This window comes from Acetivibrio cellulolyticus CD2, from assembly GCF_000179595.2.
Classification (GTDB): Bacteria; Bacillota; Clostridia; order Acetivibrionales; family Acetivibrionaceae; genus Acetivibrio; species Acetivibrio cellulolyticus.
This window is the reverse complement of sequence record NZ_JH556658.1, coordinates 583,498-608,681: the sequence shown is the minus strand read 5'-3', so window position 1 is coordinate 608,681 and position 25,184 is coordinate 583,498. Positions and strand designations below refer to the sequence as shown.

At 40.4% G+C, this 25,184-nt stretch carries 5 protein-coding genes; all 5 read right to left on the bottom strand.

The genetic code is table 11. The annotated features are described in order from the left end of the window. Positions 1–8: 8 nt before the first annotated feature. Positions 9–968 carry a radical SAM protein gene (locus tag ACECE_RS0218495; protein WP_010249934.1) on the bottom strand — a complete coding sequence of 320 codons (960 nt, stop codon included), beginning with the start codon at positions 966–968 and terminating at the stop codon, positions 9–11. 15 nt (positions 969–983) lie between these two features. After that, positions 984–8,609, bottom strand: a complete 7,626-nt coding sequence (locus tag ACECE_RS28060; protein WP_010249932.1) for a non-ribosomal peptide synthetase — start codon at positions 8,607–8,609, stop codon at positions 984–986. 131 nt (positions 8,610–8,740) lie between these two features. Beyond that, positions 8,741–12,142 (bottom strand): non-ribosomal peptide synthetase, encoded by a 3,402-nt coding sequence (locus ACECE_RS0218485; protein WP_010249929.1) that lies wholly within the window; start codon positions 12,140–12,142, stop codon positions 8,741–8,743. A 43-nt stretch (positions 12,143–12,185) separates the two neighbouring features. After that, positions 12,186–15,260, bottom strand: coding sequence for a type I polyketide synthase (locus tag ACECE_RS0218480; RefSeq protein ID WP_010249926.1), 3,075 nt, complete (start codon positions 15,258–15,260; stop codon positions 12,186–12,188). Further along, complete coding sequence (locus tag ACECE_RS0218475) at positions 15,257–25,165, bottom strand: non-ribosomal peptide synthetase (RefSeq protein ID WP_010249924.1); 9,909 nt, start codon at positions 25,163–25,165, stop codon at positions 15,257–15,259. The genes ACECE_RS0218480 and ACECE_RS0218475 overlap by 4 nt, the downstream gene beginning before the upstream one ends. Positions 25,166–25,184: the final 19 nt, after the last annotated feature.

Genomic DNA, 25,184 nt, shown 5'->3' with positions numbered 1-25,184 from the left:
TCACCTTCCTATGCCTCGGAATACATATCAAAATAACATGAGGAAAGGCAGCCGTTACACTTGCTATTCATAGCATCTTCTACAAATTTTTTCTGAACCTCTGAATTAATTATGTCTTTCAGAGGGTTTTTCTTCAAATGTCCTACAGATTGGCTGTGCCAACAGGTAAATACCATTCCCTCCGAAGATACTCCGCAAAAACTTTGAGGTATATTACACCCGTTTTTAGGAATAAGTTTTTTACCTGAGAAATAATCAGGAATTCTATCCAAGTATGCAGCAGCAGGCATCCTGTCCGGATTTTCATTACTTAAATCCACTAACTTTTGTATTTCATTTTTTAAATCAGGCATCATATCAGAAGTTATTTTAAACTCAGCTTCCCTCAGCTTCCTATTCTTTTCAGACAACATCGAGGCGTTAAAGGGATTTATAGAAATAGAATTTATTCCAACATCCTTTAACAAATACTCTGAAAAGTCTGCTATCATTTTGTAGTTATATTTTGACAGAACAATTCCAACCATAACCTCAAGCTCAGGAATTTGTTCACGATAGCCAAGGAAACTTTTGATTGCCTGCATGGTTTTTTTGAAATTCCCGGCACCTCTTATACTGTCATTTAACTCTTCCGGACCTTCAAGAGAAAATGTTACAAGCGTAAGGCCAGCATCCAGCAGTTTTTTTACTTCTTCAGGCCCTATCAAAACTCCGTTAGAAGCCATAAATACTTTTAGATTCAGTGAAGCAGCAAAGGAGATTATTTCATAGATATCTTTGCGCATCATAGGTTCACCGCCAGAGAGCTCTACAGTCTTTACACCAAGCTCTGCAGCTTCACGAATTAAGTCTTTTATTTGTTCTTTCGATAAAGCATTTGTCCAGAACTTACCCGAAGGATAGTCGCACATACGGCATCTTAAGTTACAATACTTTGTTACTGCCAAATTTATTCTTTCCAAGCTCATAAAAGTCTTCTCCTTTTAATCTCTATTCATAAACATTTCTTTCAAAGTTTTATACATTTCCATAAGTATAGTTTTCTCTGAATCTATGGCATTCCTCAGCATCCCAAGCATTTGTACAAATTCATCCACCTTTTCCTGACCGAATTCATGAATTTCCTCCAAGGACACATCAAACTGAAGTCCAAAGAATTTGAGCCTTGCATCATTAAACTGTTCAACCACTTTTAAATATTCATCATACAGTTCGAGGAAACGGCCTTTGATTCCATATAATCCGATAATATACTCAAACCTTGCTGCCAGCAGTTTTTTGTGCTCTGTCAGAAGATGAACTGCCTTGTAATCTGTCAGGAATTTGCCCTGTAAAAAATCCTCCAAAGCTTTAAATACAAGCTCATTTACTCCAAATCCGTAACTTACACTTTCTTCAGCAATTCCCCAGCAATATATTATAGCATCATCACCTTTAGAAAACAGGTAATCCCCAAGTTTCTTTAAAAACTCCTCTATTCTGAATGGATACGGTCTATCAAAACCATTGCTGAAAAAGAGCTGTGTTCCCGTTGTTGAAGTCCATGGTGCCGACTCGTCATAGTAAGCTTTACCCTTCTCATAAGCCTCCACAAAATCTTCATATCTAAAAGTCATCCCACTGAAAACTCCACCCTGATCAAATCCAACAGCCTTTATTTCTCTCCTGCTGTCATCAAAGCCATATACCAGTTCATGATGGATAAAGTGAGTGTTTTGATACCTTATCTTTCCCGGCAGATAGTATTCATCTACTGAAATGCTTAAATAATATCCCCGGCTGATTTGCTCCCTGACAAATTCGATTATGTCTGGCACTTTCTCCATTAACTTTGCACCCTGTGAAACTTCACCTATAACTTCGCGGTAATTTCCCCACAGTTCCATGTACTCTAGTGATAGGTACCCATCCTTATCTCTCTGTGAAAAGATATTTACATAATGCTCATTAAACCACGGTTGAAGATAAGGGTCTGCAAGAACTACGCAAAGCGGCAATGCACGATGCAAATAAACTGTGACTTCCCTTTGTATTTCCATTTTCAGTTCTTTTACATCATTTTCATCAACTATGAAAGGCGTTGGAGTAGTCCAGCGATCCTCGAGTTTTATAATATCCCCATTTTTCTGTTCATCTTCATTTTGATCACAATCTATGTTTTGAACAATTTGTGCAATGGTTTTATACTTGAATATCTGTTTTAAATCAATACTGATATTCTGAGCCACTGCATCATTTACAACCTGTACAGCTTTCAATGAATCTCCGCCCAGGTCAAAAAACTCATCGTTTATTCCTACCCTTTCCACCTTAAGTACTTTCATCCAAATCTGAGCCAGCATCTCTTCAGTCTCATTTTGAGGCGCTATGTATTCGGTTCCGGTATTAATGCTGCCATCAGGTTCAGGTAATGCCTTTCTGTCTACTTTACCGTTTGAATTCAGTGGAATCGCCTCAACCTGTATAAAGTATGATGGTATCATATATTCCGGTAGTATTTCTCCAAGATGCTTTCTAAGGTCAGTTACATACAATTCCTCATCTGATACGTAGTATGCACACAGATATTTTTCCTGATTTGAGTCTTCCCTGACCAAAACTACTGCCTCTTTCACTGACTCATGCTTTAAAAGCCTGGCCTCAATTTCTCCAAGTTCAATTCTGTGCCCGCGTATTTTTACCTGATGGTCTATTCTTCCCAGATATTCCATCTCTCCTCCCGGCAGCATCTTTACAAGGTCTCCTGACCTGTATAGTCTTTCTTCCGGTATGTATGGATTTTGCGGGAATTTTTCTTTTGTAAGTTCAGGACGATTCAAATAGCCTCTGCCAAGTCCTGCTCCGCCAACGCAAAGTTCACCAGGTACACCTGCAGGCAAAAGTCTCATATTTTTGTCCATAACATAACATGTCAGAGTTGGAATGGGCCTTCCTATATTGCTTATATTGTTTTTTATTTCATCCTCACCAATTTCCTTATATGTAACGTGTACTGTAGTTTCAGTAATTCCATACATATTGATGAGTTTTGTATGGGGATATTTCCTGTTCCAGCTTTCCAGCATCAATGGTTTTAAAGCTTCACCACCGAAAATCACATAACGTATGCAAAGGTCATTACCAGGTGATTCAACTTCCATTTCCGAAAGCTTGTAGAATGCTGTTGGTGTCTGATTTAATACAGTCACCCTTTCCTTTTTCAGCAGTTTCAAAAACTCTCCCGTATCTTTTGCCACCATTTTCGGTACTACAACCAAGGCTCCGCCATATAGCAGGGCTCCGTACATCTCCCATACCGAAAAGTCAAAGCAGTACGAATGAAACATGCTCCACACATCATTTTCACTGAAGGAGAACTGGAATTTATCATTAAACAGCAGCCTTACTACATTGCGGTGTTCTATCATAGCACCCTTCGGTTTTCCTGTAGTACCCGATGTATAAATTACATACGCCAGATCACAAGGTTCGTTGATGTGTTCAATGTCCGAACCGTCCCTGTTGTAAATCGATTCATCTTCCAAATCGATTACAGTTCCATTAAAATCAATCTTGTTCAAAAGCTCCGTCTGCGTCAGAAGAATCTCTGTTCCACTGTCACTTAGCGTATACTTAATTCTTTCATCCGGGTAGTTTGGATCTATTGGAAGATATGCCCCTCCAGCCTTTAGAATCCCCATTATACCCACTATCATTTCAACTGATCTTTCCATCATCATTCCAACGATTGTATCACGTTTCACACCCTTTTCCCTAAGTAACCTTGCCAGGGTATTTGCTCGTTGATTTAACTGACTGTATGTAAGTACTTTATCCTCAAACACAACAGCCTTATTATCCGGAGTCTTACGTACCTGTTCTTCAAATATCCCATGTATGCTCATATTTTCAGGATAACCGGCTTTAGTTTCGTTATATTCAAACAGCAACTTTTTCTTTTCAGAATCTGAAAGTATGTCGATTTCACTTATCTTGATTTCAGGCTTTCTGACAAATTCCTCAATTAGTGTTGTAAAATGCTTTGCAAATCTTGTTATTGTTTCTCTTTCGAAAAGCTTTGAAGCATATTCCAATACAAATTTAATCTTGTCTTTGGATTCAACTGCTGTTAGCGTCATATCGAATTTTGCTATACCATACTTAAAGTTTGCCGGTACAAGCTTTATACCTTCAAATTCAATACCACCCATTTCACTGTTTTGTACTGTAAACATGACATCAAAAAGTGGATTTCTGCTCATATCCCTATGAATATTGAGCTTATCAATCAATTCTTCAAACTGGTAATCCTGATTTTCATAAGCTTTTAGCGCATTTACCCTAACTTCTTTCAAAAACTCAATAAAATTCTTGTCACCTACAGGATAGTTCCTCATAGCCAGTGTGTTTACAAACATACCAATGACTCCCTGCAAATCAGCATGACGTCTTCCGGCAACCGGTGAACCCACTATTATATCTTCCTGCCCAGTGTATTTATTCAACAAAACATTAAAAGCTGCAAGCAAAACCATATACAATGTGCTTTTGGTATTGTACGCTATATTTCTTAAGCCTTCTGCCAATTCACCCTCAACTTCAAAGTATATGCTGTCACCTTCAAAGGTTTGCATCGCAGGTCTCGGATAATCCAGAGGCATGTTAAGCGCGGGAATTTCACTCTCAAATGTACTTAGCCAGTATTCTTCCTGCTTAGCTATCGTTCCCGACTCGAACAGCTTTTGCTGCCATACTGAAAAATCCTTATACTGAATCGTAAGCTCCGGCAATGCTTTTTTACTGTATAAGGGTGCAATTTCACTTGTGATGATCTCCATCGATACGCCATCTGAAATAATATGATGCATATCAAACATTAAAAGATGTCTTCGGTCGTCAAGTTTTACAAGTCCGGTTCTTGCCAAAGTTGCCTTTCCGAGGTCAAAGGGACGCATAAATCTTTCTATATAATTTTCAGGATTTTCTCCTGCATTTTTTTCAATATGCTCCAATACCAGATGCACATCCTTATGAATTTTCTGTACAACTTCTCCGCCCAACATTTCAAAGGATGTTCTCAATGCTTCGTGCCTTATTGCAATTTCTCTCAAGGCTTGTGATAATCTTTCCTCATCAAGTTTTCCTTCAATCAAAACCATTCCAGGTAAATTATATGCAGTACCGATACCTTCAAACTGATTTATAAGATACATCCTCTTTTGTGCCGCCGATGCAGGGTAATATTCCTGCTCTTCCACAGGTTTTATTGATGTATATATATTTTTTGCAGCATGATCTATAAATTCAGCCTGTTCCTTAACTGTCGGAAGTCTGAATACTTCACTTAGCGATAGTTCAACGTCCATTGCCTCATGAATCTTTGACACAAGTACTGTTGCTTTAAGTGAATGGCCTCCCAAATCAAAGAAGTTATGAGTGGTTCCTATTCCGTCAACACCAAGTACTCTCTTCCAGACTTCAATCAGCTTTTCTTCCGTTTCATTTTGTGGTGCCTGATACTCTGTCCCTGTATTTATGATACCATCAGGCTCCGGTAATGCCTTCCTGTCTACTTTTCCGTTTGAGGTCAAAGGAATCTTCTCAACCTTTATAAAATATGACGGAATCATATATTCCGGCAGATCCTCCGCCAGATGTTTTCTTAAGTCTGTAACATATAAATCCTTGTCAGAAGTAAAATAAGCACAGAGATATTTTTCATTATCAGCGTCTTCCTTAAATAAAACAACTGCCTCTTTTACATATTCATTCTTCAAAAGACAAGCTTCAATTTCCCCAAGTTCAATCCTATGCCCGCGTATTTTTACCTGATGGTCTATCCTTCCCAGATATTCCATCTCTCCTCCCGGCAGCATCTTCACAAGGTCTCCTGACCTGTAAAGTCTTTCTTCCGGTATATACGGATTTTGTGGGAATTTCTCTTTTGTAAGTTCGGGACGATTCAGATAGCCTCTGCCAAGTCCTGCTCCGCCAACGCAAAGTTCACCCGGTACACCTAAAGGCAAAAGTTTCATATTCTTGTCCATAACATAACAGGTAAGGGTTGGTATTGGCCTTCCTATATTGCTTATATTGTTTTTTATTTCATCCTCACCAATTTCCTTATATGTAACGTGTACTGTAGTTTCAGTAATTCCATACATATTGATAAGTTTTGTATCGGGATATTTACTATTCCAGCTTTCCAGCATCAATGGTTTTAAAGCTTCACCACCGAAAATCACATAACGTATGCAAAGGTCATTACCAGGTGATTCAACTTCCATTTCCGAAAGCTTGTAGAATGCCGTAGGTGTCTGATTTAATACAGTCACCCTTTCCTTTTTCAGAAGTTTCAAAAACTCTCCCGTATCTTTTGCCACCATTTTCGGTACTACAACCAAGGCTCCGCCATAGAGAAGGGCTCCGTACATCTCCCATACCGAAAAGTCAAAACAGTACGAATGAAACATGCTCCACACATCATTTTCACTGAAGGAGAACTGGAATTTATCATTAAACAGCAGCCTTACTACATTACGGTGCTCTATCATAGCACCCTTTGGTTTTCCTGTAGTACCCGAGGTATAAATTACATACGCCAGATCACAAGGTTCGTTGATGTGTTCAAGATCCGAACAATCTCTGCTGTAGACCGCTTCATCCTTCAAGTCGATTACAGTACCGTTAAAGTCAATCTTGTCCAAAAGCTCTGTCTGCGTCAGAAGAATCTCTGTTCCACTGTCACTTAGCGTATACTTAATTCTTTCATCCGGGTAGTTTGGATCTATTGGAAGATATGCCCCTCCAGCCTTTAGAATCCCCATTATACCCACTATCATTTCAACGGATCTTTCCATCATCATTCCAACGATTGTATCACGTTTTACACCCTTTTCACGAAGTAATCTTGCCAAGCTGTTTGATCGATGATTTAACTGACTGTATGTAAGTACTTTATCCTCAAACACAACAGCCTTATTCTCCGGAGACTTACGTGCCTGCTCTTCAAATATCTCATGTATGCTCATATCTTCAGGATAACCGGCTTTAGTTTCGTTATATTCATATAAAAGCTTCTGTTTTTCCTCGTCTAATATAATCGTAATGTCACCTAGGAGCTTATCAGGCTTTTCAAGCACCTGGTTTAACATATTTAAATAATGTCCGACCATTCTCTCAATAGTCTCTCTCTTAAACAAACTAGTACAATAATTGATTTCCATGGTAATACCATTTTCATGCTCATATGCTGTAAAAGTAATATCAAAAATAGCATTCTGTGATTTAGCCGGATACCCGGAAATTGTAAGTCCTGCACCTTTAACCTCATCGATTTTAATATTCTGCAGTACAAATGCGGCATCAAAAACCGGATTTCTGCTAAGATCTCTCTTAACATTCAATTCTTCTACCAGCCAGTCAAAGGGATAGTCCTGATTTGAAAAATCATCTAAAACCTTGTTCCCCAACTCTTTTAAAAATGTATTGAAAGACTTATCCGGACTCGGAAAAGTTCGTACAACTAGAGTGTTAACAAACATACCTATCAAATTATATAGGTCGGCATGTCCTCTACCGCCGGTTGGAGCACCGATTGCAATGTCATACTGAGCACTATATTTTGATAAAAGAATGCTATATAGAGACAATAAATAGGTATACAAAGTTACATGATTTTCAATTGCTCTCTGCTGCATTTTTTCCTTTAACTCTTTGCTTATTTCAAAATGTACAAGATCACCTTCAAAACTGAAAGCCTTAGGCCTTTGTTTATCAGTAGGCAAATTCAGTATAGGGATAGAACCCTCAAGTTCTTTAAGCCAGTATTGTTTTTGCCTTTTTCCCTCCATCCCGTTAAGAAGCCTCTCCTGCCATACTACATAATCCTTATACTGGATATTCAGAGGAGCCAGGCTCTTTCCTGCATAAAGTTCATTAACCTCTTTTACCAGAATTCCTGCCGAAATACCGTCTGAAATTATATGATGCATATCTTGAAGCAGATAATGAACAGGCTTTGATCCCGGATTTTTTATTTTAACCAGCTTGTAACGAAACAAAGGAGCACAAGAAAGATCGAAAGGCCTTACAAAATCCTTTATAACCTCGTCAATTTGAGCCTCGTCCGCATCTTCATATTCCAACTCGAATTTTAATTGATCACAAATACACTGTACATGCTCTCCATCCACCAAATCAAAATAGGTTCTCAATGATTCGTGTCTGTCTGTAAGCTTTTGAATAACATCTACAAGTCTGTTTTTATCAAACTCCCCTTCAATTTTCACAGCATGTGTCAAATTGTATGCCGTACTATACTTGTTGAAATGATAGACCAGCAGCATTCTCTTTTGTGCAGAGGACAAAGGATAGTAATCTCTTTTTTCCACCTTGCTGATAAACTCCAAAAGCAGCTTTTCTTCATTTTGAGCTTCAAGGCATTCAATTATCTGAACCTTATTATCTTTCAATTCTTTGAGAAGTTCATCGTTTATCGCATCCACAGGGGCTTTATAACGAAGTTTACCCTCTTCTGTCCATATTTTGATTTTTTTATTTTCCAGTTCACGGAGAAACTCCATAATGTTCTGTTTCTCACCAATAGATTTATTATTTTCATCTAACATATTGCTACCCCCGATTGAATAAAAGGTTTGCGTTATTTTTCTTTCAAAAGACCCTTTATTAGCTTATAATCTTTCTTAATGTTAAAATGCAATTCCTCGCACACTTCTTACAATTAATTCTTTTCGAGGCACTAGAGTTCTCCCTCTACGTATTGCTCTGAGCATTCTTCGTCTTCCTCATCGTACAAAAGTTTTGAAATCCCTGCTATTGTCGGATTTAAAAAGAGATTTTGCAGGGGAATACTTTTTTTGAACTGTTTTACTATTTCTGAAACCATTATGGTTGCAAGTAAAGAGTGTCCACCCAATTCAAAAAAGTTGTCGTGAATGCCAATCTTATCTATCTCAAGAACCCTTTTCCACAGTTCTGTGAGCTTTTCTTCCGTTGCATTTCTTGGTGGTTCATATTTACCTTTATTTCCTTCATTTCTATCAGGCTTCGGAAGTGCTTTCCTATCTACTTTTCCATTTGGCAGCAGCGGAATTTGTTCCATATTCACAAAATATGACGGAACCATATACTCAGGTAAACTTTCACTCAAATATTCCTTAAGGTCATGCTCGTCTATTTCACTATGCTGAACAATATATGCACAAAGATATTTGTTACCGTTTTCACTCTCCTGCGCTACCACAACAGCTTCTTTTATCAAGCCATGCTTCAGTATAACTTCCTCAATTTCACCCAACTCTATACGCAAGCCCCTGATTTTCACTTGAAAGTCTGCCCTCCCTATATACTCAACGACACCATCCGGACGCCAAAACGCCCTATCTCCGGTCTTATAAACAAGAAGATTTTTCTCGCCGAATTCATCATGTTTTAGTGTGATATTGACAAACCTTTCTCCGGTCAATTCCGGATTGTTTATGTATCCTCTTCCTACTCCTGCTCCCGACACACATAATTCACCGGGAACTCCAACAGGCACAGGATTCATAAAAGAGTCAAGTATGTATACCTGTACATTTGAGATAGGCCTTCCGATCGGCATCGTTTTATCCTTTGAATCTCCTGTACAGGTCCATGAAGTAGAAACGTCTGCACATTCTGCAGGTCCGTAAACATTGTGAAGCGGTATTAAAAACAAATCATGGAATCTTCTTTCAAGTTGTGGACTCAAAGCCTCCCCGCTTACAAACACCTGCTTAAGTCCGGTACATTTCTCAACATCAGGATGTTCTAAGAACGCCGATAGCATGGACGGTACAAAGTGAATAACTGAAATTTTCTGCTCTATTATAGTTTTTACAATGTAACTGCTGTCCTTATGCCCCTCCGGTTGTGCCACCACCAACCTGGCACCGGTTATAAGGGGCCAGAAAAATTCCCAGACGGACACATCGAAGCTAAAAGGAGTTTTTTGCAGCACTGCATCTTCCCCTGTCAGTTTAAAAGTATCCTGCATCCATTGTTTGTGGTTTCTCATACCGAGGTGTGTATTCATTGCCCCCTTCGGCTTACCTGTAGAGCCGGATGTATATATTACATAAGCTAAATTTTTGTCGTTTACGTTTACAACAGGATTTTTTACATCCTCCATCTCCAAAACTTTCTTCTCTTTATCAAGACATAACACAACCGCTTCACTACTGGGGATTTTTTCAATGAATTTTTCCCAGGTTAGGATCAGCTTCACCTTTGCATCCTGTATCATATGTTCGAACCGTGCTTTGGGATACCCGGGGTCGAAAGGAACATAAGCACCTCCAGCCTTTAATATACCTAAAAGGCTGACAACCATATCCAAAGAACGTTCGAGACACACTCCGACCGGCATATCCGGTCCCACACCCATTTTTCTAAGGTAGCTAGCCAATTGGTTGGCACGACAGTTTAACTCACTATAAGTCAATTGATCCAGACCGAAAACCACTGCAATGGTATCGGGGGATTTTTCAACCTGTTGCTCAAAAAGCTCATGAATAAGCTTGTTTGTCGGATAAGGAACAGTAGTTTGGTTAAATTCCATAACTAATTGCCTGTATTCTTCTTTTGACAAAAGAGGCATCTGCCCTATCTTAAGACTTGTATCCTTCGCCACAGCTTCAAGAAGATTCGTAAAATGTGCCAACATACGTTCTATAGTATCCGGTTTGAAGAGATCAGTACAATAATCGAGTCTTGCTTCAATTCCTTCCTCAGTTTCCTTTGAAGTCAATCTAAGATCAAAGGGTGCTGCACTGTTCTCCACTTCCTCTATTTCAATCTTAAGACCGTTTGCTTTAAGCTCTACCTCTTGCACATTCTGGTGAATGTACATCACTTGAAACAAAGGTGTACGGCTTATGTCCCTTTCGAGCTTCAATTCTTCAAGCAGCATATCAAAGGGTAATTCCTGATAGTCATATGCACAAAGCGTAGTTTGTTTAACCCTCTTAAGCAATTCTTTTACTGTTGGATTTCCCATAAGATTACATCTTAGGGCCAGCGTATTCATTACAAAACCAATCAGACCTGTACTCTCAATTTGGCCCCTGTTTGCTGCTACTGTGCCAATGATAATATCTTCCTGACCTGAATATCTATAGAGCAATATTTCAAAAACCGCTAGAAGAAGCATAAAAAGCGTAACATCCTCTTTTATACAGAGCTCTTTTAACCTTGTACTTAAATCCTTTGACAGATTCAGTGTTGCTGTGCTTCCTGAAAAGCTTTGTGCAACCGGTCTCGGGTAGTCTGTAGGAAGTTCCAGCACAACAGGAGATGCAAGCTTCTCTTTCCAGTAATCCAGTAAATTCTTCCTAACCTCCTGATCAGCCATCAATTTCCTCTGCCAGCATGCATAGTCTGCAAACTGTACCGGCATAACAGGAAGATTTGGTGTTATACCTTTGTTAAATGCTTCATAAAGGCTTAAAAATTCTTTAACAAAAATAATATTGGACCAGGCATCTGAAATAATATGATGTATTACCAGAAAAAACACATATTCCATCTCATTTATTTTAAAAAGTTGTGTCCTCCAAACTGGACCTTTCTCCAAGTCAAAAGCCGTCCAGGCCACCTCATTAAGCTCCCTTTCAAGTGCTATTTCTGCGTCTTTTGCCTGAAGGTATGATAAATCTTTTACCTCCAAAGTATATTCACTTTCGGGTACTATAACCTGAACCGGCTTCCCGTCTATACCTTTAAAAGTAGTCCTCAAAGACTCATGGCGTTTTACCAGTGTAGAAATAGCAGTCTCCATGGCATTAATATTTAATTCTCCATATAGCCTGACAGCGTTCGGAATATTATATACAGGATTTTTGGGACTCCACTGGTCAAAAAACCATAATGACTGCTGAGAAAACGAAACCGGTAAATGCTCCCCATCCCTTGGTACCGGAAGTATTGGCTGTCTTACTGTGCTGCTGTCCAAGCTGACCTTCCTTAAAAATGCAATAACCTCACACTTATTTTCAACAAGTTTTTCACGCAGTTCAGGGGTCAAGGCACCTTTAGGTGCCTGAAAACGCAATTCCCCATTATCCAGATAAAGCTTGATACCTGCTTCACGCAAGCAGGATATTAACTCTTTTGTTGACATAGCTGCCTCCCATAACAATAAAACCTAGTACTTTTTAACATCCCTATATCGTTCCACTTTCGACTTCTTCCATTTCAGCAACCGCTGCTACATCCTTTTGAGCCCAACGGTAATTTTCTACTACCTCAGCAATTTCTTCTACAGTAGAAGCTTCAAATATTTGTGTGAATGGTATCTGAACTTTGAACACCTTTTCAAGATCATTTGCAATAGCAGCAGCAATCAGTGAATGGCCACCCAAAACAAAGAAGTTGTCCTTTACTCCCACTTGTTCATAGCCCAGTACCTCCTGCCAGCGCTCTGCTATTATTTTCTCGGTTTCATTTCTTGGCTCAATATATGCCTCATCCATCTGAGGACGTGGTCTTTTTTCAAGCCGTGGATCTCCACCTGCACTCCTTGATACGTTCAAGTTCACAGGAGAAACCGTCATGCCAGAAGATATGCCCTTATAGTTCCTACAGAATTCCTCAAGCTTCTGCTTAAAGATTAATGCCTCTTCCAATCTTTCCTTGCTGTTTTCATCGTTCTTATCAAACTTAAGTGCAATATTTATATTTCCATCAGTATAATCCGCATTAAGCACTGACGCGGTAATATCCTCATTTTTCTCAATTTTAAAAGTCTGTTCTGCACTTTGATAGCGCTGACCGGGCTCAATCCAATAGCTTTGTCTTTCAAAAGGATATGTAGGCAGCGGAATACGGCATCGTCTCTCCTCCTGATACATCTTATTCCAGTCAACCTTACCGCCTGCAAGCCAGAATTGTCCAACACCAGTCATCAGGTTGTAATAGTCTCCACTACATTCATTACTTCCAAATATCTGTATAATCTCAGGACCAACCTTCGCAAATTTCTCATCTGCTCCCTGACTGGTCATTTCGCTTCCTTTCACAGCTTGCCATACAGCCTTGCTGCTCATGCTTCCAGGTCCCATTTCAACAAGAATCTGATCGCTATCTTTACAAACATCCTCCAACCCGTTCATAAATCTTACAGCAGCACGCTGGCTAATCCAGTATTCAGACTTTACTGCCTCTGATGAATCCATCATTTTACCTGTAACACTTGAAATAAGCGACAGTTGTGGTGCCTGTAATGTGATATTTTTTAATGTATCAAACAGTTCATCATCCCTGGAACAAACCATTCTCAAAGCATCCTGAACCGTCATAACTCCGGCAATGCACGCAGCAACATATTCTCCAACTCCTTCTCCGATCATCATTTCAGGCTCTATATCCCATGACCTCCAGAGTGAAGCTAATGCGTAACCGGTAATAAATGCAGCAGCCCTGTTGGCAACTTCTTCTTTAAACCTTCCAGCTTCATTTAATCCTTCGTGTGATAGATGATAAAGCTTATTTACCATATCTATCCCTGTAAGTCTTTCGACAACTTCAGCGCATTCATCGACAATACTTCTGTATAATGGCTCGGTTCTGTAAAGCTCTGCACCTAACCCTGCATATTCTGATTCCTCTCCGCTGAATACAAACACAACAGGCAGCTCTTTAGGTTTTTCAAAACGTGAGAATACATTTCCTTTCTCAAGTTTTTCAAGTAGTTCGGAAGTATCCCGGCACAAAAGCATTCTTCGGTGATTGAAATTCTTTCGTCCTACCTGAAGTGTAAAAGCAACATCTGCAAGATTTACATCCGGATTTTTTCTTATATATGAAGCAAAGTTTTGCGTCATAGTTTCTAATGCTGTGCCTGTCTTTGCAGATAAAACAACCAATTGCCATGGTCTTTGCGAAGTAGATGAAGGCTCGGCCTTTGGTGCTTCTTCCAAAATTACATGGGTGTTGGTTCCGCCGATACCAAACGAACTGATTGCTCCACGCAATGGAAAACCTTCTGTTTCCCATGGCTTCAAAGTATTATTAACATAAAACGGACTATTCATAAAATCGATTTTTGGATTTGCCTTCTCAAAATTTAAACTCGGAGGAATCACCCTGTGCTGCATAGCAAGAACTGTCTTACATAGACTTGCAAGGCCTCCCGCAGTTACCAAGTGGCCTATATTGGTTTTCACAGAACCTATGGCACAAAACTGCTTTTTATCTGTATATGAGCGGAAAGCCTTAGTCAAAGCAGAAATCTCTATTGGGTCTCCCAGATTGGTACCGGTACCGTGACCGTCAATATATGTAATAGTCTCCGGGTTTACACCTGAAATTGCTATAGCTTCAGCAATACAATCTGCCTGACCTTCTACATTCGGAGCTGTATAACTGTTCTTATCAGAACCGTCGTTATTTATACCTATACCCCTGATCACTGCATGTATGTGGTCTCCGTCGGCTATTGCATCTTCCAGCCTTTTCAGTGCTACTACACCCAATCCGCTTCCGCTAACTGTACCATTCGCACCTGCATCATAAGCACGACAGTGTCCATCCCCGGAGCCTATACCACCTTCCTGGTAAAAGAAGGCCTCATTTCTGGATATCTGGAATGAAACACCGCCAGCCAAAGCTATATCACAACCGTAGTTGAGCAAATTCTGGCAGCCCATATGAAGTGCAACTATTGAAGATGAACACAAGGTATTTACATTAACACTTGGACCTGTCAAATTCAATTTATAAGACACACGCGTAGCCAAAAAGTCCTGTGAATTTGCAATCATGATCTTAAATGATCCCAAATTTTCAACTAATCCCGGGTTGGAATAAATGTTTCTGAGCATATAGCTGCTTAAATTTGCTCCTGCATACACCGAAACTCTTCCTTTGTATAACTCTGAGCTGTATCCTGCACTTTCCAGTACCTCCCATGCACTCTCCAAAAACATTCTGTGCTGCGGGTCCATAATTTCCGCTTCTCTGGCAGAATAATCGAAGAATGAGGCATCAAATTTATCCATATCATCCAACACAGCATCAGCCGCAACAAACCTTGGATTGTCCAGAAGATGCGGATCAATACCCATCTCAATCAACTCTTCACGGTTAAAAAACTTTACCGATTCAACCCCTTCGCAAAGGTTTTTCCAAAATTCATCCATATCCTTTGCTCCCGGGAATTTTCCTGTCATACCAATTATGGCAATAGCTCCAAGTGAGTTATTTTCATCAAGTTCTATGTTTTCATTTATGTTACTCATACATTAACCCCTCTCTTTTTCATCATCTCTTGTTTTCTTCTATTCATTATTTCAATCTGTTTATTAGCACGACTGTTTACCTGATCAAATGCCGGTTTTTTCTCTGCTTCATTGCCTCCTGTGAGGTACTTTGACAGCAAATTCACCGTATTGTATTTGTACAAATCTACAACCGCTATCTCACTTTTAAACTCCTCTTTCAGCTTCGAATGGAATTGTATAAGCAGTAAGGAATCTCCTCCAAGTTCAAAGAACTCATCATGAATTCCTATACCGTCTATCATCAAGGTATCCTGCCATATTTCAACCAGCTTTTTCTCTGTTTCATTTTTAGGTCCTACATAGGCATTTTGCAATTCCGGACGTGGATGTCTCACAGTGGAAGCAGCATTTGATGCCTTATCTAAATTTCCGGATTGCTTGATATAGTTTGCCTGCCGGATAGCCTCCCTTATTTCCTTAACCGATACAATCACCTGAGGTCTTACGCATCCCTTAAGTATTCGCTCCAGTGCTTCCTGTCCTTCCTCCGGAGAAATACCTTCGTTGAAGATACTTGTTTCCTTACGTCCTGCAGCGTTATAAATTTCCTCCAACCAGTTTTGCCCGAAATTGCTTCTTGCAGAATGTACTCCTGATCGAATTGCTGCTGCAGCCGCTTCTCCGGTAAGGCGCATGGAGAAGTCCTTTATTTCTACCAACGCGACACCCTGTTCATCCATCAGATGAATGTCGCTGGTTATTATCTCTTCCTGTCCCTCATAGCCGTTTTTAAACTGAATATGTGCATACATTTTTCTGCACAATGGCCCATTCACATACAAACTTCCATATGAAAACGGAAGATAGTTACCACCTGCTGCCAAACGTACCGAGCCCGTCGCTACATCAAGAAGAGAAGGATGCAGTTTGTACTCAACAAGATCGGATGTAAACTCTTCATCCAGTTCAATTTCCGATATACCCTCCTGTACTCCCAGGTAAAGGTTCCTAAGGGATATCCATCTCTTTCCAAAGCTGATAAACGCTTTTCCAGGATCATTTTCCTGTACTCCCGGTTCTAACTTCCGTACATTACATGCTTCAATCAATTCTTTCACCTGGTACACTTTAGGGTTCTCTTTATTTGAAAGAACTTTGACCTTGCCCTTTACATGCTGCTGCCAACTTGACTCATCTCCATCCTGCCACCTGCTGACAACCTGGAATGTATAGCCTTCTTCTGCTTTTTCCAATACTGTAAGCACTGTTCTGCTTTCATCTTCTTTTACTGCCATTGGTGCCAAAAAGATTACTTCTGTAAATTCCATTTCTGTTTTGCTCAATGCCTCTTCTTCCTCTATTGCAGCACGTACAGTTTCCAGATATGTAGTACCTGCTATGGTTGGAGTACCCATAACGAGGTGTTCTGAGAGCACCCAGTCCTTTTTCGGGTTCCATTCCGCTAAAAATACAGACTTTTGTAAATCACTCTCTATCTTTCTTCCAAGCAAAGGATGTAAAACCTTATTTTTATCAACTGCTTTTATACCGTTTCCTGCAGCCATACCTGTTCCCGGCCAGCGGTCCCAGTTAATTGAAAGCATCCTGGTTCCCCTGCGAGTGTAATGAGCCTGGGCAAAAGCATCAAGGTAGGCATTTGCAGCACTGTAATCTACTTGCCCGAATCCCCCTGTAATTGCATTCAGAGATGAACAGCAAATAAAGAAATCCAGCTGTCCGTCTTCAAAAACCCTATACAAGGCTTCAGTACCGGCAACCTTAGGCAGAATTACATTTTGGGCAAACTCACGCTTTTTAAGCTGAATCATACCACCACCCGGATTACCTGCTGCATGAATAATTCCATTGACTTTGCCAAAAACAGACTCGGCCTTTTGTCGAACAGCATTCATCTGTTCGATATCCGTAACATCTGCCTGGCAAGTAAGTACCTGAGCACCAATACCTCTGATTTCATTTAGTCTTTGTATAGCTTCGGATGTTTTGTTTTTTAAACCATTTTCAGAAATCCAACGGTCCCATTCCTCTTCCTGTGGGAACTGAGAACGGCCAACAAGCACAAGTTTAGCTCTTACTTTCCTTGCTAGATACTCTGCCATAACCAATCCCATACCGCCCAAGCCTCCAGTGACCAGGTATACTCCTTCTTCCTTCAGCGTGGCAATGCTTTCGCTCTCCTCTGGAATTTGTATCTTGTCAAAGTCCTGTTCAAATCTTGTTGTACCACGATAGGCCACAAACTCATCTTCATTTTGTGCAAAAACTTCAGCAGCCAATTGTTCTATAACGTCCTGTTCCTCTTCACTGTCCAGATCAGGCAGAACAAAATCAACACTGTTCATTTTTATGTACGGATATTCCACAGGAATTACCTTGCAAGGGCCTAAATGAAGTGCCTTTTGAGGATTTAACTCCTTCGGGCTGAATACCTTTTGTGAACCGTTTAGCAGCACCTTTACCATAAGAGGTGTATTCACGCCCTCGCTTCCTACAGCCTGAGCAAGATGTAACAAGCTGTAGAACAGCTCTTCCCCTGAATTTGGCTGCGCGTTTCCATGATCATCAATTCCCAGCAGGTGTATAATACGTGCAGGTCTCTTTCCCATACCGGATAGAGTCTTAAGCAGCTCTGCATAATCACTCTGGGCGTCAGCACGAATAATACAGATGCCATCCTTTAACTCCCGGTATTCATCTCCCTTGAATACTGTAATAATATTCTTATTGAACTCACGCAGTTTCTCCACCAGTCTAGAAGTAAACATACCTTTTCCGGTAAAGACAAGAACATTCTCTTCTCTAATTTGGTTTGCTACAGGTTTAAAGTGCAACTCTTTAGATGACTGCTTCCAAACAGGCACATAAAACCACTCTGAAAGTTCCTTTTTTACACCCGCTTTTTCCTCGGTTTTTTCTGCTTCTTTTTTCTTATTTCCATCTATCCAAAAGGATTTGCCTTCAAAGGTGTATACAGGCAATGAAATCCTTCTTCTTTTCTGTCCTTCATAAAGCTTTTTCCAATCTATACTTTCGCCAGCCAACCAACTCTGCCCGATTTCCTCCAGCGAACATCCTATCAACCAATCTGTTACCTTGTTTTGACTCAATGCACCCTTTATATTCTTCTTTTCATTACTACTATTAATTATGGTTTTCTGAGGATCTGCAAGGACGTTTCCAAGCTTTTCAACAGCTTCTTCACGAGAACTTGCTACAACAAAGCACCTGTATTCCATTTCCCTTCGTCCAAGCATTAGGGTATATGCAGCATCTGCGATATTTGTCTGCGGATTTGCCTTAAGGAAGTCTGTAAAGTTAGCAATTCTAGTCACTAACGCACTTCTAGTCTTTGCTGAAAACACCAGAATGTAAGGGCCTGTATCGGAATTATCCTTTATTACTTCAGGAGCCTCTTCTACTACAACATGTACATTTGTGCCCCCAATTCCAAATGAACTTACTCCTGCACGTAAATGCTCACTATTTGTTTTCCATTCACGCAACTGGTTATTTACAAAAAACGGACTATTCTCAAAATCAATTCCCGGATTCGGGCTCTTAAAATTAAGACTCGGTGGCAGCATTCTATGTTTTAATGACAGCAATGTTTTGATCAGCCCTGTAACACCGGCAGCCGAATCCAGATGCCCTATATTGGTCTTAACCGAACCAACGGCACAAAAACCTTTTTGAGAAGTTTTCTTCCTGAACGCCCCGGTTAATGCCTCAATTTCAATCGGATCTCCCAATGGAGTTCCAGTTCCATGTGCTTCTACGTATGAAATACTTTCAGGAGATATTCCTGCATTTTCTTGTGCTTTTTCAATTACCTTCATCTGTCCGTCCACACGAGGTGCAGTATATCCAATCTTTGAAGCACCGTCGTTATTTATAGCCGAACCCTTGATTACGCCAATTATATTGTCTCCATCAGCAACTGCATCTTCCAATCGTTTCAACACTACTACTCCGGCACCATTTCCCCCTACAGTTCCCCTAGAATTTTGATCAAAAGCCCTGCAATGGCCATCCGGTGAAAGAATCATCCCCTCCTGATAGAGATATCCTGCTTTCTGTGGCATACGTATGCTTACTCCGCCTGCAAGCGCCATATCACATTCACCATCCATCAAGCTGCGGCAGGCAAGATGGACTGCCACAAGGGACGATGAGCACGCTGTCTGTACTGTTATTCCAGGTCCCTCAAGGTTTAGCTTATATGCAACCCTTGTAGCCAAAAAGTCTTTATCATTGCTGGTCATAATCTGGTAATCCCCGGCAAGTCCCTTAGATTCCCGGCTTTCTAAAATATTACGGGAATATGTATTCATGCCTGAACTTGCAAACACGCCAACCAGGCCGTTGTTTTTTTCCGAATCATACCCGGCATCCTCAAATGCCTTCCAGGCCTCTTCAAGAAATACCCTCTGCTGAGGATCCAGCAATTCCGCCTCACCTGGGTTGTATCCGAAAAACGCTGCATCGAACTTGTCCGCATCTTCCAAAACCCCCCATGCCTTTACATACTCAGGTTTCTTCAAGTTGTTTTCAGTGATTCCCTGAGCCAGCACCTCTTCGTCACTGAAACGTCCAATAGTTTCTTTACCGTCACGAAGGACACTCCAGAATTCCTCGATATTTTTTGCACCGGGGAATCTCCCGCTCATTCCAATAACAGCTATTCCGCCGTTAGATTCTCTCTTTATCCTTTTTTCCTGTTGAACTGTTTTATGTTCTGTTTCGCCTTTAATATGCCTTGAAAGAGCCTCGATGGTAGTGTACTTAAACAGATCCATAGTAGACACTTCTTTATTAAAGGTTTCCTTGATTTTGTTCCTGACCTTAGTAAGCAGCAGAGAATGTCCTCCCAAATCAAAGAAATTGTCCTTTATACCTACTCTGTTTATATTCAAAACTTCCTGCCAAATCTCCACAAGACGCGTCTCTACTTCATCCGACGGAGCCGTAAAGTCGCCTTCCAATTGAGGAATAAACCCTTGCGGAACAGATAGCGCTTTTCTGTCAATCTTGCGGTTTGGAGTCATTGGAAAGGCCTCCATGCATACAAAAGCTGAAGGAATCATATAGTCTGGAAGCATTTCTTTTAGGTATCTGCGCAGTACATCTGCACCCAAATCCTTTGAATCCTTGTCTTTTTCAGGTATTATATAGGCAACCAGAGCATTTTGCCCCGGAATTAATTCTTTTACTGCAACAACACTTTCCTTTATCGAAGGATTCTGATTTAACAGAGCTTCAATTTCTCCGAGCTCTATGCGGAAACCACGTATCTTAACCTGTTGGTCTGCACGGCCTAAAAATTCGATACGCCCGTCGGGTAAAAGCCTTGCCATATCTCCGGTACGATACATACGCGCTGAAGCTTTTTCTTCTGTTTGCAGTTTATTCAAATTCCACTTTCCCTGAATGAATGGATCAGCAACAAACTTTTCTGCTGAAAGCTCAGGCTGGTTGATGTATCCTCGTGCCAGACCTTCCCCGCCTATATATAGCTCCCCTGGTACGCCAAACGGCAAGTGATTCATAGCCTTATCCAGAATATAAACCTGGGTATTGGCAATAGGCTTCCCAATAGTATTATCTTCCGGAGAATCAACCTGTTCGAGAGTAGACCATATGGTAGTTTCAGTTGGACCATACACATTCAATAGATAGCCGCAGCGTTCAATAAGCTGTCCGGCCAGATCTTTAGGCAATGCTTCACCACCGCATAGAATGTTGAGATTTTTTGATCCCTTCCACCCAGATTCGATCAATAGCCGCCATGTTGCAGGTGTTGCCTGCATCAGAGTTATATTATGCTCCTCAATCATTTCCGCCATGCGGTTACCATCGGTCACATCTTCTCTTCCGGCAATTACAACTTTTGCTCCTGCTATCATAGGCATAAATAATTCAAGTCCGGCAATGTCAAAAGACAATGTAGTTACAGCAAGCAGTGAATCTCCATTGGTTACGCCTGTCTTCTGTTCCATACTCTTAAGCAGATTTAACAAAGCGTACTGTTCAATCTGCACTCCCTTTGGCCTTCCCGTAGAACCTGAAGTGTAAATCAGGTAGGCTAGATTGTTACCAGATTGATGCTTTTTAGGGTTTTCACTTCCGAATTTTTCTATTTCCGCCCATTCACTGTCCATAGGGATAATACGTGACTTATTGTCAGGAAGCATATCAATCAAACGAGTCTGCGTAAGAATCAAGTCAACCTCGGCATCCTCCAGCATATATGCAATACGATCCTTCGGAAATAACGGGTCCATAGGCAGATATGCAGCGCCAGCTTTATGAATTCCAATCAATGCTGTCATCATATCTATTGTTCTATTCATAAAGACACCAACAATTTTCTCAGGTCTCATCCCTGATGAATTAAGATAATGAGCCAATCTATTCGCTCGTTTGTTTAATTCCTCATATGTAATACACCCGTCTGTTGCTGCCACTGCCACAGAAGAATGGTGTCTTTCTGCCATTTCCTCAAAAAGCTCTATCCAACAGCTAGTACCTCCCAGGTCTACAGCTGTTTCCTCCCATGATTTCATAAACACTTCTTTTTCATGTTGCGTAAGGATATCATAAGACTGCACTGACTTATCAGTATAGGCGGTAATCTCCTGAAGAAGCTTATTGTAGTGTCCTGCCATTCGTGCAATTGTATCCTCGTTAAACAAATCTGTATTATATTCAAAGTCAGCAACCAATTCTCCGGCTACTTCTCTTATATCCAATGCCAAATCAAATCTTGCAATTTTGCTATCTATATCTATAGGTGAAATACTCGCTTCTCCAAATTTCACTTGAGGCAGCGGCATGTTCTGAAGGCTGAATAAAACTTGAAACAGTGGATTTCTGCTCATATCCCTTTCTACCTTAAGTACCTCAACCAGCTTTTCAAAAGGTACTTCCTGATTTCTATAAGCCTCAAGTGTCACCTTCTTAACCTGTTTAAGGAATTCATCAAAACTGTAAGCTTCCAAAATATTTGTCCTTAGAACCAGATTATTTGTAAAATATCCGATGACATTTTCCATTTCCGTTCTTGTCCGGTTGGCAACAGGAGAACCTACAATAATATCCTCCTGATTTGTATACCTGTAAAGCAGCAGGTCAAAAGCCGCCAGCAGAAGCATATACATCGTAACCTTTTTCTGCTGTGCTAAAGTCTGCAATTCTTTTACCATTTCTTCCGGAACATTAAATCTGAACTTTGCACCTTTAAAAGAATGAACGGATGGTCTTTGCCTGTCTGCAGGCAATTCCATTACAGGCAGCTTTCCTGACAACTTTTCTTTCCAATATTCCAATTGCCTGGAGATACCCTCTCCCTCCATCCTTTTCATCTGCCATACAGCAACATCAGGATATTGAATTCCGGCATCTTCTAAGCTTACATGCTCTCCGCCTGAGAACACATTATAGTAGTGTGAAAGCTCCTTCAAGAGTATTCCGAACGACCAGCCGTCAAATACAATATGGTGAACAACAAATATGAAAGCATACTCCCTCTCGCCCATACCCACAAGAGTAGACCTGAACAATGGACCTTTATCCAGCTCGAAAGGACGTGCTGCCTCAGCCGTTGCCAACTCCAGCATACTATTTTCCCTATCAGGCTTTGAACTCAAGTCAACAAATGGTAACTGAACATTTAAGTCGTTATATACCTGTACAGGTTGACCATTCTCCTCAGCAAATGTAACAGAGAGAACCTTATGACGTTTTACCACCTCACAAAGGCTTTTTTGTAGTGCATCCCGGTTGACCTCGCCATGAACTCGAAGCACCATATTTAAATTGTACTGGGAACTTCCTGAATTCAATCTATCTAAAAAGTATAACCTGTTCTGACCTGAAGAAAGTTGCATTTTCCCTTCCTCAGGACTTATTCCTGCTATATCGTTATCTCCATCTTGCAACTTCTTATTATAATTCTCAATAAGCTTAGCAAGCTCTACAATATCAGAATTTTCAAACAGTTCACTGTGGGAAAGCTCTACACCGAATGTTTCTCTGACCCTCGAAATCAATTGGCCTGCCTTAAGTGAATCTCCGCCTATTGCAAAGAAATCATCCCTCGTGCCCACATATTCTATATTCAAGACCTCTGACCAGATTTTCACAAGGTCATTTTCCACATCATTCTGAGGCATGTCAATCACCCTGTTGCTATACTTCTGTGCCATCAACTCATGGATTTCCTGTTTTACAGCATCAAACCCGCCTGCCTCAATAGTTTCACGCAGTTTGTATCTCTGAAACTTTCCACTGGTAGTCTTGGGAATATGCTTTACCGGAATCACCTCTTGAGCTTCTATTCCAAACCTCAGACTGATTATTTTCTTTAAACTTTCAACCAACGGAATAAAAAGTTCCGTTTTCTGTTTGAACAATACGAAAAGAACAAGTTCATCGCAGTGTTTTGCCTCATTAAAAACACCTACAGCTGCTATTTTACCGAGTTCAACACCCTCAACAGATTCCGCAACTCTCTCTATATCATGAGAATAGAAGTTTTGCCCTCCTGCAAATATAATATCCTTTGAACGTCCTGCAACTATTAGCCTCCCATTTATCATAAGACCAAGGTCTCCGGTATTGAGCCATCCGTCCGGTGAAATAATCTCTTGCGTCAGATCCTCCCTGTTATAGTACCCGCAAGTTACATTTCCGCCTTTTATTTGAATATGTCCCATATAATTATCTTCTAAAGGGTTGTTTTTCTCATCGCATATGCGGACGTAACAATTCGAAATAGGAAAACCTACATTTGCAAAGGTAACTCCATTTTTATCTCCTTTTTGGACTGTCCTGACTTTGTCTCCAACACCCAAAAATCCCCTGTCAAATGTCACAGAGCAAAACTCCTCACCGGGGTTTGGAAACGTTATACCCAAGGTTGCTTCTGCCATACCGTAAACTGTATACATGGCATTTCTTTTCAAACGGTATTCGCAAAGCGTATCCATAAACTCATCACAAAGTTCCATAGAGATAGGTTCGGCGCCGTTTGTAACAAGCCTTACGTTTGACAAATCCCAATCTTTTGCAACATCTTTACTAAAAAATTTAAGAAAATGCTTGTATCCGAAATTAGGAGAATACAGCATTGTTGCCTTGTGCTGGCTCGCCTTTTTAATCCACAAAACAGGATACCTTATAAATAACTGTGTCTGCATGTTATATTGGTTTATACCTAGAAATACACTGATAATATGAACTCCAACCAACCCCATATCATGTGTCAGAGGCATCCAGCTAAGTGTTGAATCTGCACTGCTTGTACCTCCGCATTCTGCCATAGCATTAATATTGGTAAGAACATTTTTATGCGATATTACAACACCCTTAGGGTCTCCTGTTGAACCTGAAGAAAACTGAATAAAGGCAGTGTCCTCGGCACTTGGCTCATAAATGACACCTTGTTTGCCAGTTAAATTGATTTCTTCAAAACAATATACATTTTCCCTTATGCTTCCGATTTCATTCTTAAGATCATTCTCTGATGCAAAATCCTCCAGCTTTTCAACCAGCTTTCTACTTGCAATCAGTTTTGGCTTTTTTAATATGTTCCATATCTTAAACAACTTCATTTTATGCTCATCATTAGTACCAGGTGTGACCGGAACAGGAATCATCCCCCCAAGAATGCATGCCCAGAAGGAAAATATAAACTTCCGGTTATCCTCCAATTGGAAAACAACCTCATCACCTTTCTTAAATCCTGCCTGCTGCATGTAATATAACAGTTCCAAAGAGGATAGATACATTTCCTTGTATGAAACAAATATTTCTTGTTCATCGCTTAAAATAAATGTTATTCCTCTTGAATCTTCATTGGCTCTGGAAATTACTACATTGCTTAAAGTTTCTTGTGTTGACATACTTGATTGCCCCTTTTAC

Excerpts from the sequence above, each read along its gene's own strand:
- ACECE_RS0218495 (WP_010249934.1), bottom strand. The coding sequence starts at position 968 with ATGAGCTTGGAAAGAATAAATTTGGCAGTAACAAAGTATTGTAACTTA.
- ACECE_RS28060 (WP_010249932.1), bottom strand. The coding sequence starts at position 8,609 with ATGTTAGATGAAAATAATAAATCTATTGGTGAGAAACAGAACATTATG.
- ACECE_RS0218485 (WP_010249929.1), bottom strand. The coding sequence starts at position 12,142 with ATGTCAACAAAAGAGTTAATATCCTGCTTGCGTGAAGCAGGTATCAAG.
- ACECE_RS0218480 (WP_010249926.1), bottom strand. The coding sequence starts at position 15,260 with ATGAGTAACATAAATGAAAACATAGAACTTGATGAAAATAACTCACTT.
- ACECE_RS0218475 (WP_010249924.1), bottom strand. The coding sequence starts at position 25,165 with ATGTCAACACAAGAAACTTTAAGCAATGTAGTAATTTCCAGAGCCAAT.